General features: G+C 50.9%; 11 protein-coding genes. 3 read left to right on the top strand and 8 right to left on the bottom strand.

What is annotated here, in order from left to right; genetic code table 11:
* Positions 1-21: 21 nt before the first annotated feature.
* Positions 22-876, bottom strand: coding sequence for a hypothetical protein (locus tag ACYP03_RS02210; RefSeq protein ID WP_459778314.1), 855 nt, complete (start codon positions 874-876; stop codon positions 22-24).
* A gap of 129 nt (positions 877-1,005) precedes the next feature.
* The gene (locus ACYP03_RS02205) at positions 1,006-1,926 is read right to left on the bottom strand and encodes a LysR family transcriptional regulator (RefSeq protein WP_459778313.1); all 921 of its coding nucleotides are present in this window, start codon (positions 1,924-1,926) and stop codon (positions 1,006-1,008) included.
* Between the two features lie 137 nt (positions 1,927-2,063).
* Between ACYP03_RS02205 and xapA the strand changes: the two genes are divergently transcribed.
* Positions 2,064-2,909: a xanthosine phosphorylase gene (xapA, locus tag ACYP03_RS02200; RefSeq protein WP_459778312.1), complete on the top strand. Its 846-nt coding sequence runs from the start codon at positions 2,064-2,066 to the stop codon at positions 2,907-2,909.
* Positions 2,910-2,985: 76 nt separating this feature from the next.
* On the opposite strand, the gene ACYP03_RS02195 is transcribed toward xapA, so the two are convergent.
* Complete coding sequence (locus ACYP03_RS02195) at positions 2,986-3,834, bottom strand: hypothetical protein (RefSeq protein ID WP_459778311.1); 849 nt, start codon at positions 3,832-3,834, stop codon at positions 2,986-2,988.
* Positions 3,835-4,034: 200 nt separating this feature from the next.
* On the bottom strand, positions 4,035-6,251 hold the full coding sequence (locus ACYP03_RS02190; protein WP_459778310.1) for an esterase-like activity of phytase family protein: 2,217 nt from the start codon (positions 6,249-6,251) through the stop codon (positions 4,035-4,037).
* A 301-nt stretch (positions 6,252-6,552) separates the two neighbouring features.
* Here ACYP03_RS02190 and ACYP03_RS02185 point away from each other — a divergent pair, with 301 nt between their 5' ends.
* Entirely contained in the window at positions 6,553-7,488 is a 936-nt protein-coding gene (locus ACYP03_RS02185) for a DMT family transporter (RefSeq protein ID WP_459778309.1), read from the top strand.
* 120 nt (positions 7,489-7,608) lie between these two features.
* Positions 7,609-8,940, top strand: coding sequence for a DUF2252 family protein (locus tag ACYP03_RS02180; RefSeq protein ID WP_459778308.1), 1,332 nt, complete (start codon positions 7,609-7,611; stop codon positions 8,938-8,940).
* 7 nt (positions 8,941-8,947) lie between these two features.
* Here ACYP03_RS02180 and ACYP03_RS02175 read toward each other — a convergent pair whose 3' ends face one another.
* From ACYP03_RS02175 to ACYP03_RS02160, 4 genes are all read right to left on the bottom strand, one after another.
* Positions 8,948-9,880 (bottom strand): isoaspartyl peptidase/L-asparaginase family protein, encoded by a 933-nt coding sequence (locus ACYP03_RS02175; protein WP_330959769.1) that lies wholly within the window; start codon positions 9,878-9,880, stop codon positions 8,948-8,950.
* Positions 9,881-9,969: 89 nt separating this feature from the next.
* Positions 9,970-11,517 (bottom strand): methyl-accepting chemotaxis protein, encoded by a 1,548-nt coding sequence (locus ACYP03_RS02170; protein ID WP_330959770.1) that lies wholly within the window; start codon positions 11,515-11,517, stop codon positions 9,970-9,972.
* A 198-nt stretch (positions 11,518-11,715) separates the two neighbouring features.
* Positions 11,716-11,880 carry a DUF2256 domain-containing protein gene (locus ACYP03_RS02165; RefSeq protein ID WP_330959771.1) on the bottom strand — a complete coding sequence of 55 codons (165 nt, stop codon included), beginning with the start codon at positions 11,878-11,880 and terminating at the stop codon, positions 11,716-11,718.
* A 61-nt stretch (positions 11,881-11,941) separates the two neighbouring features.
* Positions 11,942-12,703 (bottom strand): metallophosphoesterase, encoded by a 762-nt coding sequence (locus tag ACYP03_RS02160; RefSeq protein ID WP_330959772.1) that lies wholly within the window; start codon positions 12,701-12,703, stop codon positions 11,942-11,944.
* Positions 12,704-12,764 lie beyond the last annotated feature (61 nt).

Here is a 12,764-nt window from a genome sequence, read left to right as displayed (position 1 = left end):
GTGATCATTGGAGACTGAGGGTTAGTTCAGTGTGGTGACCGTATGGTTTTCCGTCGTCGACTTGATTGCCATCCGTCCTTCACCCATCGGAATAAACATCTCCATCACCATCCGGGTATCCATTTTCGACATGTAATGTAATTTGGTGTGATAAATGATGGACCCATCGCCACCGCCACTCGCCGATAGTCCTTTGCCCGCATCGGTGCTGACCTCTATCTGGTAACGGACATCAAAAAAGGCCAGATCTTCTTCGATTCTGTTTAAAGTAAACAACGTTTTAGTATTCATGGTCGCATTGCGCCCCTGACCGAAGGGTAAAGCGGTGGGAACGTCCATTGAAACCGTATCACCCACTTTCATTTTCTTCCCGTTCAGTTCATTCAATGAACCGAGCTGAGAAAATACAGTTTTGATGATTTCCTTCTGCTCTGCACTGATTGGCTTCCCTCGTGTACCTTCATAGATGAATTTGCCATCTTTGGTCCGGCGACCAGAGAAGATCACGCCTTCCATGGAGTTTTCATTTTGCGGCACTTCCTTCATCTCAGCCTGATTCATCGAAACGAACTGCCGGTTTTTCAGGATCGCCATTTCCACCGGATATGAGCCATCTTCGGCGACTTTTCCGGTCGTGAATTTCTGAAGCTTCTCCACTCTGCTATCCGCAATGCTCGGCATTTTTCCGACCAGCTGCGGCGGCATCTGCCCATTATTTCCCTGATAGTTCATATACATCTGTGATTTCAGTTCATCCTGTATCGTAAATACAGTGTTCTCCATGTAAGAAAACTCCAGGGTAATCTCTTGCTGCGCATTCGCAGGAAAAGCCATCCACCCCGTCATCAGCAAGAAACAGACTGCTCTGATATTCATTGTCACCACTCATTTATATATGAACAAAAATGCACAACCCGGGAGTATATCAGCAAGTGATGCACCAATACATTCTGATGCGTTCATCCGTTTGATTTATAAAAGTAAATACAGTCATTTCATTTGTCTTTACTGTGTTTCAGTTAAAAACGCCGAGACTGTATCCAGAAATAACATCGCCGAAGGAGACGGACCGGCATCCGGCAACAGAGCACAAATATCTGCGGAAATGCTCTCTTTCAATGAGATAAAACAAACGTGCGGCCATGGATGATTGCGGTAACTGGCAGGGACGATCGAGATATACGGACTGGCTGAAACAATTGCCATCAGCGTATTCGGCTCCACCACCTGCTGATGAATTGACAGCGACACCCCCTGCGCGTTACATAAATCCATCATATATTGAGAAGAAGCCGAGTTTTCCTGATGAAGCAACACAAAGGCTTCCTCTGATAATTCGCGGACAGAGATCGCCTTTCGGGACTTGAGCGGGTGCTGATCCGAAACCACCACCAGCATCTCTTCCCGGAACACAGACTTCACACCCAGAGGGTCACAATGCAAAGTATCTGCGTAGCGAACCAGGCCAATATCAATACTGTGGTTAGCTAAAGCTTGCTTCTGTTTTTTCGGCGCCATTTCCAGCAACTGGATCCTGATTTCCGGATATTGTTGCTGAAACGCCCGGATGGCCTCACCAAATCCCGCCCAGAATACAGAACTCATCAAACCGATATTCAGCGTGGATGCCTGCGCTCTGCCAACCTGCTGTACCCGATTCAGAGACACGTCGATTGTGTCAAAAATCCGCACACATTCCTGCCAGAGTTGTTTGCCTTCCGCCGTCAGCGTGACGTTACGGGTGTCCCGTTCAAACAACGCAACGCCCAGCAATGATTCCAGCGCCTTGATTTGAGCACTCAATGGTGACTTGGTGATATTGAGCCGTTCGGCTGCCTGAGTGAAATGCCCGCTCTGTGCTACTTCCCGGAAATAGCGCAGCATTTTCAGGGTGACGTGCTGACTCCGTTTGATGCCTGTTTTCATGCTCAGTGCCCTGCTCTGGTTTCACCACCATTCTGTGCTGAATATCAGAACAATCAAACTATTTTTAACGATTTTTACGGAACAAATATTCGGCTACAGTCATTCTGTCCCATCAAATACCTTCAAGGAATCCTGATATGTCGATCGATCCGGTAAACCATGCATTAGAAACCATTTATGCCCGAAAACCCGGCTTTCAGCCCAAAGCTGCCTTTATTCTGGGTTCAGGTCTGGGCGTTCTTGCAGATGAGCTGGAAGAGCGTGTCGTGATCCCCTATGAGTCTCTCGACGGATTTCCCGTCAGTACCGTGGCAGGCCACTCCGGCGAACTGGTGCTGGGGAAAATGTTCGGTACCGAGGTCGTCTGCATGAAAGGACGTGGCCACTATTACGAACATCAGTCGATGAAAGTCATGACCAACCCGGTTCGTACCTTTAAACGACTGGGCTGTGAATTCCTTTTAGTCACCAATGCGGCAGGTTCGCTCCGTCCGGAGCGCATTGATGTGGGTTCGTTGGTCATTTTTAATGATCACATCAACACAATGCCGGAATCACCCATGACTGGCCCGAATGATGATCAGTACGGCCCGAGATTTTTCAGTCTCGCCAATGCGTACGATAAAAACTTGCGCACAGAAGCCAAAGCCGTTGCCGTGAGTGAAGGCATCCCTGTCAATGACGGCGTGTTTGTGTCCTATACCGGACCCAACTTTGAAACCGCGGCTGAAATCCGCATGATGCAAATCATCGGTGGTGATGTGGTGGGTATGTCTGTAGTGCCAGAAGTGATATCAGCCGCACACTGTGGCCTGCCGGTCCTGGCGGTTTGCGCCATTACCAATATGGCTGAGGGCCTGAGTGATGTTCAGCTTTCTCATGAGCAAACCCTGCGTTGTGCCAAACTGGCTGAAAAAGACTTTATCCACTTAATCAAAGCCTTCATCAGACAGCATTTCGGCAATGCCAGGGTCAATGCATAACTCATCGGTCCGATCTGAGTGCACAGGCGCAATCGCCTGTGCATCACTTGTGGTCCGCTTTTATTCAGCCGCGGGATCAGTTCAGTGTGACTTGGGTTGAGATTTCTGTCGATGCTTTCAAGACCAAACGTCCAATTTCAACACGGGTGGAAGTATTCAGAACATACCGCGTATTTTGTTCCGGAATATAGTGATGCTTGATGTCATAAATCATCATTCCGCCACCCGAAAGCTCAGCATTCGTCCCGCTGCGAATATCCAGCGCTGTCTCCGGCTCTACCTTCAGATCGAAATAAGCTTTCTGATCCTCAACTTTCTTCAGTGTAAAAAGCACATTCACAGACTCACTGATTTGATGATCGGCCAGCTCATCAATTGGCATTTTGACAGGAAGTGTTTCACCAACTTCAAATGTCTTTTGATTCAGGTCGGCGTACATCATTGCCTGAGGCAGCAATTCAATCACGTCATCATCATCAAATTTCACGCCGGAATCACTCAGTGTTTTTTCATAATGAATCTCGCCATTTTCAGCATGCTTTGCTAATAAGCTGACTCCCTCGAATGGAGACGGCTGTTGATTCATCAGTGTCATGGCAGACCCATTTTCAGAAGAGAAATTGCGAAACTTCTGAATATTCATTTCAATTGGAACAGAGCCGTCTGCGGCAACATCTGCAGTAGAAAGTTTCACTACTTTTTCAGATCTCATTTTCAGATCATTGGGTATCGCACTGAGAAAAATCATCAATTCCGGTGTTTTCCGGCCCTGATAATCCATATCCATTTCTACATTGAGGTTTTCTTCTAAAGTGAATGTTTGATTGGGCAGAAAACTTAAATCAACCGTGACTGAATCTTGAGCAAAAGCAGGAAACGCCGCCAACTGGACACAAAACAGAAGTGCTGTTTTTTTTATATTCATTGGTTACAACTCATTGAAGAAAAATTTCATCAAGTATGCTTATACTTTGATATGCAATGAATTAATGCGGTCACTTTGTTATCCAGAATAAATGATATTCAACCCGTGGCGTTTATTCGTTATCTTTTGAGCCTGACTCAAAACTGGCAGCCCCTGCTGCCAGTTGTTCTGTTCATCCGCGGGAATATCCGAAGTCAGATTTATTGCGCGGTACTGAAATTTCCCAGTGAGAAAAACAGCGTTTCTCCTGAACTGTCATCTACCCCATCGTTGTCAGTGACCACAAATGCCTGTCCGGTAATGTCAAAAGTCAGGCCTTCAACTTTATCCCCCACATACCCGCCGCTTGATTTCAGGTCAGGTAAAAGATCACGAACCACTTCTTTGCGAACCAGCGGTAATTCAGTACCGAGATCACCAGGATTGAGATCCTTCAGCCGGACTCGGGTGATCTGTTTAATCACCGCCTGTTCACCAATCTGGTTGTCCCGCTCGATCAAATACAGAGAATCACCATAAGCAGCAATTTCAGACAACCCGACCCAGCCGTTCTCCACGGCTTCCAGCGGATAACGGACGGCCTGCCAACGTTTCTCCTTCAAATGATACGCCAGCAGTTTGGTGGTATTTTTGGGATCATCTTTCCAGGGACGCTGTATCGCAACCCACAGCACATCACCAATTTTGGTCAGCCCCTCAGCACCGAACCGGGTTTCATTTTCCAGCAACCGGGCGGGGAAATCGACCTGCGCCAGAATTTCACCCTGAGCATTCACATGATACAAAGCATGTGGCACCGCTTTCTGACGGTTGCCTTCAGAGGCCAGCCAGAAACCGCCGTTTCCATCCGGTGTGATCCCTTCCAGATCAAGCCCCTTTGCAGTCTTCCCGTCACGGGTTACCGGAATCATCTCCTCAATCAGAGCCGGACGCCGGCGGGCATCAATCCGGAAAATTGCAGGCTGTTTTTTGTAGAAACTATCATTCACGGCATACAAACGTCCCGGATGCTGTTCATCGGCAGCCAGCCCGGACAGAGCACCCCAGCCAACTGGCTGACCACGGTGCATCACCGACTGAATCTGCGGATACGCCGCTACGCCCTGACGCCACTCATACACCATGACATGGGCACGCGCTCCGCCTTCCTCGCCCAAATCCGTTTCATTGGCCGTCACGAACAATCCCCGGCCAGCCAGTGCAACCGCTGACTCCGGTGATATCCCGGACGGCAGCAACTGAACAAACTCCGGTGCAGCACCGGTGTCCCGATATACCCCGACAACCGAACCACGTTCAGACAACACAAAGATATACTGCTGACCACCGAAGGTGCCAACCGCCAGCCCTTCCGGCTCAATGCCTTTATTTTCAGAACGTTTCTCCGGGTAATGCCCGGCCAGCGCGGCACGATGTTCTAAATCCATCCCCGATTCATAAAGCACTTTTCCGGTTGTATCGAAGATCGTAAACCCGCGGGAGCCGCCCTTGTAATCTCCTTCATTGGCGGTGACAAAGCGATGATCATCCAGCCATTTCACCGCATCCGGTTCCCGACGGACCTGATGCAGCGAACCATCAAAATGCAGGGCTTTTTCCTCTTTGATATCGACATGATCCAGATTCACTTCCCCCGCAGAGAAATGATTGACCACGTGACCGCTTCGGCCATCGACAATGACCAGATGATTATTTTCCTGCAATGTCACCACAATCTGATTCTGAGCATTAATGGCAACAAATTCCGGTTCTGGATCAGCGGGAGCAATTTTCGCCAGCCCGGTCAGGCTGACCCAACGCTTTTCATCGCACACAGGCACACCGGATTTGAGTGGCATCAACACCAGACCACCCGCTGGGAACTGCGGCAGTTTGCCGTCATTCAGATCTTCATCCCGCTCATTTTCAATCGCCACGGCCACAAACGACTTATCCGGCGAAATGGCGACCGAGTCCGGCTGCCCGCCCAAATCACAACGAGACACTTCCTGCTGTGATGAAATCCGCCAATGCGCGAGATAGCCGCCCGGTCGTGCGTAGCTCTCAGAGGTATTCACAGCAATCAATGCCGAATCCAGCGTTACATCCAACGACGTCGGTTCACCATCCAGTGCGAAGAAACCCGCTGGCTTTGGCTGACGCGGATCGCCCAGATCCACAATCCCGACACCTTCTGAAGGGCTGTCGGTATACAACACAAATCGCTGGTCATCCGTGGCTGCAATAATTTCTGCCGATGTCTCATGCCGCCCGGACAGAGTCGCCGGAAGATTGAGATAAGTCGGGAACGCACTGATGCGCTGAAAACGCCAGGAGTTGTCCGCTTTTGCTGAAGCTGCGTCAGACATTGCAGACATCAGTGCCAGACCAGCCGTCACAGCCAGTGCCAGCCAATTTATGTTACTTTTCATCGTCATTCCTTAACTGATTCAAAAGACAATAATTTTTCATCAGGCATATGACACTGGGGTGACGAAAGCATGTCAGGGATAAGACACACAATGCACATTTTCGGCTTCCGGCCTGTGTATCCCTTTTTCAAAGAGATAAACCCGAAATTTTTGTAAATTTACTACAAACACCCTTCCTGAGATCACAAAGTGGCAGCTTTGCTTGCCAGTTTTCACTTAACTTACGGGTCAAATTTTCTTGTCTTAAAGGTCAGCTTTTGGTTAAATACACTCCGTTTGGCATTATTCTTAGTCATAGAGAAACTGAATGTTGTCCCAGAACCAGATTTCACACCTGAAGTTATTTTTCTTCACTGTACTGATTAGCCTGTCTTTCCCGATCGGCAGCCACATTACAGCCACCATGGATCCGCTGATCGTCACCTGGGTGCGCTATCTGCTGGCCAGCTTACTGTTTGTCGGACTACTTGTTGTGAAGGGACAGTTCCGCATTCCTTCCGCGAAAGATTTGGGTCGTTATACGCTCATCAGCCTTCCGGCGCTGAGTTACTTCGTTGCCATGTTTATCGCCCTGCGCGACACCAGCCCGTTAGATGCAAGTGCGTTGTATACAACCGTCCCATTGATGAGTGCTGTACTGGCGGCCGTCATCTTTAAGCGTCGGACTTCACTGGCCGTGACACTTTCTCTGCTGGGCGGGATGCTGGGCGCCGGTCTGATCATTTTCCGCGGCGACTTGTCGGCTGCCGGTTCTATTGCCATGACCACCTCCAACAAGATTTATCTGCTGGGCTGTCTGGGCATGGCGCTGAACCCCATCATTGTGAAGAAGTGCTACAAAGGTGAATCGTTTGTGCATCTGACCTGCTGGACCCTGATTTGCGCCACTGGTCTGCTGACGGTGGCAACTGCACCCCAGCTGATTCAGACCGAGTGGACGCAAATTCCGGGAGATGTCTGGCTGGGTATCGGCTATCTGGCCGTATTCGCCACCGCAATCAGCTTCTTCCTGTTCCAGCAGGGCAGCGTGGCACTGGCACCGGAGCAAGTGTCGGCCTACACCTACCTGATCCCGGTTCTGGTTCTGCTCGTGAACCGTTTTACCGGTCAGCTGGTACCCTGGGAAGAAATCAGCTACGGCGTCGTTACAGTGCTCCTGTCGATGACCGTGATGATCCGTCAGGGCTCAACAGCTAAACCAGCCGTTCTTGACCGGCAGGAACAGCAGGCGATCGCCGAATAATTCATATCTGGCCGGGGACTTCCCCGGCTTTTTTGTATCCCATCCTTGCTCCTGAGTCACTTTCCCGCCTCTGCTTCATCAATACTCTAACCACTGCGGCTACAGCAACAGGCGGTTCTCATGATATCCAGACAATCGATTCTGAGCACTCAACTGAGTCTGACAGACGGTGTCGCCCCATCTCCGGTCAAAACGCTCGACAAACACATCAAAATGACCCTGAACCCGTACCAGTTTTATAGGGGGTCGGCACAATTGTTCTATGCCGATCTGGCAACCGGCATCTTGACTTTACCCGACATGTTGCTCGCCAGCCCCGGCAAAACCATCATCATGGGCGACTGCCATCTGGCGAACTTTGGCTTTCTGACCGAAGAAGGGTCTCATGGAGATCAGGTGATCTTTTCCCCCAACGACTTTGACGATGCCTGCGTTGGCTATGGCATCTGGGACCTGGCCCGCTTCCTGATCAGCCTGTCACTCGCGGGGGATTTGGGCCGGGGGTTACTGATCGGCCAATACCTGACCGATGAAATTGAAATCACTGACGATTTGAAAAGCATTCAGGAAGATGATGTGAAAGCCGCCTGCAAAACATTCCTGTCTGCTTACCGCAATACCCTCAAGCGCATTCTCAAAGATGAAAACGTGAGATATCAGGTCCTGAAAAAGTTTGATCATGACCATGTCCTCAATGCCTGCTGCCGAAAAGCAGCTAAGCGTGCCGCAGGAGGAGACGATTTTTATACAAAAAGCCAACTGGCGAAGTCGACGATATTTGAAGACGGAAAATTACGATTTACCGAGAACCCATTCAAATATAAACGGCTCCATGAAAAGGACTATCTGGCACTGGAAACCACTTTCCGTCCATATCTGGATGATGAGATCCTCGATATTGTGGCGCGGTTGGGCGCAGGAATCGGCGCAAACCATGCCGAGCGATATTATTTTCTGGTCGGCCCGGCTGAGTTACACGATATTCATGATTTGTCACTCTGCCACATTGTTGAGGTGAAACAGCAATGCCCGGCGTCCCCCACGCTTGCTTTTCCGGATGTCAGCCCGGTGAATACCCTGAACCCGGCTCATCTTGCCGCGAACTGCCAGCGTCAGCTGCAGCGACGCCCGGATTTACTGCTCGATGAAGTTGTCTGGAGGAAAAAACAATGGCTGGTTCGCTCACGCCACCATGCCCGCCTGTCGGTGAAACCTGAGTCATTAATCCTTCAGAAAAAACATCCCGGTGAGGCATTCTGTCAATACGCGAATGCTTGCGGTATCGCCCTGGCCCTGGCACATTCACGCGGTGACCGGCGTTCAGTGCGCTTCGAACACTTCATGGTTGAGCTGCTGCCAGAACACGACAAAGCATTAACCGATGCCTGTCTGGAATACAGTGAGCAGGTCATCCAGGACCACGCTTTACTATGCGACATCATCCGACTCTGAGTCCACATCAGTCCTCATAAATCCGCGACTGAGCCGGCTGTTCATAATTGCCCCACCCGCGGTACATGCCTTCCGTATTGAAACATAACACCAGATTTCCCCTGGCATCGACGGCAATCACCCCGCCTTCTCCGCCGGTTGACGGCAAGTCTTCAAAAACAACGGCAGTGGCCGCAGCATACAGTGTCTGTCCGCCAAACTGCATTCGGGCAGCGATATTGTGTGCGGCCACATGACGCAGAAAATGCTCACCATGACCGGTTGCCGAAACGGCACACGTCAGGTCGTTGGCATAAGTCCCGGCACCAATCACCGGAGAATCACCGATACGGCCAAACTTCTTATTGGTTATCCCGCCGGTTGAAGTCGCAGCGGCCAGATGCCCTTTCCGGTCCAGTGCAACGGCGCCCACGGTGCCGTATTTGTAGTCACTGGCCGTCGGCTCCAGTATGACGGCTTCAGCCGCTTTGGCGGTGTCAAGCTGCTGGCGACGCAGCGGGGTGGTGAAACAGTGATTGTCGACCTGAGGCAGGCCTTGTGCCCTCGCAAATGCTTCAGCCCCTTCCCCGCCCAGATACACATGTTCAGAATTCTCCATGACCGCACGGGCGACATCCACCGGGTTCGGGCTGAAACGGATTCCGCTGACCGCACCAGCCGCCAGCGTGTGCCCGCACATGATAGCTGCGTCCAGTTCATGACCGCCGTCGCTGTTCAGCACGGCCCCATGTCCGGCATTGAACCAGGGGCAGTCTTCCAGACTGCGGACGGCCTGCTGAACCACATTCAGCGCAGACTCGCCCGCAGCCAGATGCTGCCGGGCTGCTTCCACAATCGTTGACAGCACCGACAGAATTTCGATTTCCTGTTCCGGTGTCAGTTTGCCTTTGGACAGCGCCCCGGCACCGCCGTGAATGGCAATGGCATACGTTTCATTCATGACAGATTCTCCCTGAACCCTCTTTCATGCAGCTCAACACGATTCTTTCCCCTCACGCACATCAACCAATGAATATACGCACCCTGGCATTAATGCATAAAACGAGCAATCAGACGATTCAACGCATCAATGCCATCAACCTGACGCCGGGTACGCTGCACAGACGTTTCTGAGATCGCTGCTGTTTCTCTGGACAGCTCAGAGATGTTGACGATCTTCCGGTTGATGTCCTGACTCACCAGAGCCTGTTGTTCAACCGCAGAGGCAATTTCCTTACTGGTTCCGGTTACCTGACCGAGCGAGTCAAAGATCAACCGCAGGACTTCACCGGTTTCATCCGCCCGCTGTTTGCATTCTCCGGACAGCTGATTGCCTTGCTCTATTGCGCTGACCGAGCGTTTCACCAGCAACTGAAGCTGATCAATCATGGTGTGCACTTCCCCGGCTGAGGACTGGGTTTTCTCTGCAAGATGCCTGACTTCGTCGGCCACCACGGCAAATCCTCTTCCGGCATCCCCGGCCCGGGCAGCTTCAATCGCTGCATTGAGCGCCAGCAGATTAGTCTGCTCTGCAATGGATGTGATCACCTCCAGAATACTGTCGATTTTCTGGCTGCTTTCTGACACGGCGATAATCACCGATTGCGCATCTTCCAGCTCCTGGTCCAGTGCATTCACCGCCGCAATCGTCTGCTGAATACTGCCCAGTCCTTCCTGGGTGGCTTCTCTGGATGCATCCGTCAGCGACTGCGCTGCAGAAGCCGCAACAGCGATGTCGTTTATCGACTGAGTCAGTTCACTGATCACCGTCGCGATGGCATCCGTTTCCTGACTTTGCAACTCTAGTGTATTGCCCACATGCTGAACGGTCGCCAGTTCTTCCTCTGCGGCGGATAAAATACCGGCTGAGGTGCCTTCTGCTCTCGCAGCCAGCGCCCGAAGCTCCGCCCCTTTTTTAATCAATGCCAGCTCAAAGGGAGAAAAATCATCTTCATGACCGGTATACACCTTTTCCATCAGCGGATTATCATACGCCGCTTTTGCAAACTGTGTGACTGCGGCCAGACGTCGTCCCTGGCGATATGAAAGCCACAAGCCGCCCGCACCCAGCAACATACTCACAACAAAGCACGCAGGCACATCAAACACCACTCCCCCTGCGGTGAGCAGGAGTTGTATTCCCCAAAACACAGTCATCATTTTCTGCTGACTCAGCCGAGGCACCGCCCGGACCTTGCCCAGTTTCAGCGAGTGATAGAACAACACCGCCCGTTTCACCTGATCTTTTGAAGGCGCAGTGCGGACCGACTGATATTCCGTCACTTCACCGTCCTGATTTCGGATCGGGGTGACAAATGCCGTGACCCAGTAATAGCGGCCATCCTTACAGCGGTTCTTCACCAGTCCCATCCAGCTTTTGCCCGACTTCAGGTACTGCCACATCTGAGCAAACGCCGCTTTGGGCATATCTTCATGCCTGACCATATTATGGGGATAACCGAGCAGTTCTTCCGGCGTGAAGCCAGACACGGCGCAAAAATCGTCATTGGTGTACGTTATATGACTCTCCGGGTCCGTCGTCGAAATCAGGTTCAGGTGATCACTGTAGGTCTTTTGTTCTTCTGAATAAGTTGTCATTGTGATGATGATTCTCTTATTTGTCCCTGTCCCTCATGCCATCCTGCATGCAGGCCAAAGTTGATGTGAGTAAATGAATACCGATGCACATCATAAAATTGGAAGGAGAATCACATTTGATTCAGGTCAGAACTTTTCAGCATTCTTTACAAAGATGTATCACAATTGTGATCTGACTGACTGAAACCGGCCGAAGTACTATCCGTCAGACTGGTTTTCCTGGTGTCTTTCAGACTTGTGTCTTCGGCAGCGTTCAGAGCAATACTTCACATGTTCCCAGCAATACCGCCACTTTTTACGCCAGGTAAATGGCCTTTGGCAGACCGGACAAATCTTGGTCGGTAACGGACAGGCAGCCATCATGATGCCGTCAGGTATGGTGGGTATGTATTGGAGTGACGGGTGAAAAATGCAGAAACGAGACTTAAATCCATACCAGATGCTCGGAGTCTTTTTCCCGCAAAAATGCAAATTCCTGAAAGAGCTCCAGTACTTCACCGCCCCGGCGATACCTCAGCAACATGCCGCGATCACCCATCGACATCGCACCGTCAATATAAACCCGGTTGCCACAGACTTTGGGTTTCAGACCGGACACAATGTTATGCCCCATCAGCACGGCATCAATATGAGCAATGTTGGTATCCGGGTCATGGGAAAATGCTTTTCTGTCCCACAGCGCATAGGTCAGGTCTTCGTGGGTCAGACATCCCGCATCACATTGCCGGGTAAACGCCTGCCAGTCGTAAGGCTCGGGAACACCGGCGTGTACCAGTCCTATCTGATGGCCGTTAATCTGAAGGGTGTAACAAAGAGGCAGACTGGCAGCGAAGGTGAGCATCTCCGACAGCGTTTCCTGATCACAGTCTTCATGCCAGCGACCGCCATTCATCAGCCACAAGGCTTTATCACTGCCTTCATGGATGGCCTGCATCGCCATTTGTTCATGATTACCCTGAATCGCATAAAACGCCGGGTTCTGCTGAACGGTCTGAAGAAGACGTAATGAATCCGGCCCGCGGTCAATCAGATCTCCCAGAATAAACAGCCGATCCCTGACTTTACCGTTTTCCGGAAAACGAAATCCCACTTTATCCAGTACGTCCTGCATTAACCCGAACTGGCCATGGGGGTCAGAGAGGAAATAAATATCATCGTGCGTGTCGAGCTGAAGGTATTCATGCATCGCTTTGCCAGCCGTGTCATTCCATTGCCTGAATTAAGTTTAGCAACAGAAAATTCCAGCC

The organism is Photobacterium sp. R1, assembly GCF_054600795.1.
This window is presented reverse-complemented; position numbering and strand designations above follow the sequence as displayed.

What these genes read in the sequence shown, in the direction of transcription:
- ACYP03_RS02210 (WP_459778314.1), bottom strand. Translation starts at nt 876, where the DNA reads ATGAATATCAGAGCAGTCTGTTTCTTGCTGATGACGGGGTGGATGGCT.
- ACYP03_RS02205 (WP_459778313.1), bottom strand. Translation starts at nt 1,926, where the DNA reads ATGAAAACAGGCATCAAACGGAGTCAGCACGTCACCCTGAAAATGCTG.
- xapA (WP_459778312.1), top strand. Translation starts at nt 2,064, where the DNA reads ATGTCGATCGATCCGGTAAACCATGCATTAGAAACCATTTATGCCCGA.
- ACYP03_RS02195 (WP_459778311.1), bottom strand. Translation starts at nt 3,834, where the DNA reads ATGAATATAAAAAAAACAGCACTTCTGTTTTGTGTCCAGTTGGCGGCG.
- ACYP03_RS02190 (WP_459778310.1), bottom strand. Translation starts at nt 6,251, where the DNA reads ATGACGATGAAAAGTAACATAAATTGGCTGGCACTGGCTGTGACGGCT.
- ACYP03_RS02185 (WP_459778309.1), top strand. Translation starts at nt 6,553, where the DNA reads ATGTTGTCCCAGAACCAGATTTCACACCTGAAGTTATTTTTCTTCACT.
- ACYP03_RS02180 (WP_459778308.1), top strand. Translation starts at nt 7,609, where the DNA reads ATGATATCCAGACAATCGATTCTGAGCACTCAACTGAGTCTGACAGAC.
- ACYP03_RS02175 (WP_330959769.1), bottom strand. Translation starts at nt 9,880, where the DNA reads ATGAATGAAACGTATGCCATTGCCATTCACGGCGGTGCCGGGGCGCTG.
- ACYP03_RS02170 (WP_330959770.1), bottom strand. Translation starts at nt 11,517, where the DNA reads ATGACAACTTATTCAGAAGAACAAAAGACCTACAGTGATCACCTGAAC.
- ACYP03_RS02165 (WP_330959771.1), bottom strand. Translation starts at nt 11,880, where the DNA reads ATGATGGCTGCCTGTCCGTTACCGACCAAGATTTGTCCGGTCTGCCAA.
- ACYP03_RS02160 (WP_330959772.1), bottom strand. Translation starts at nt 12,703, where the DNA reads ATGCATGAATACCTTCAGCTCGACACGCACGATGATATTTATTTCCTC.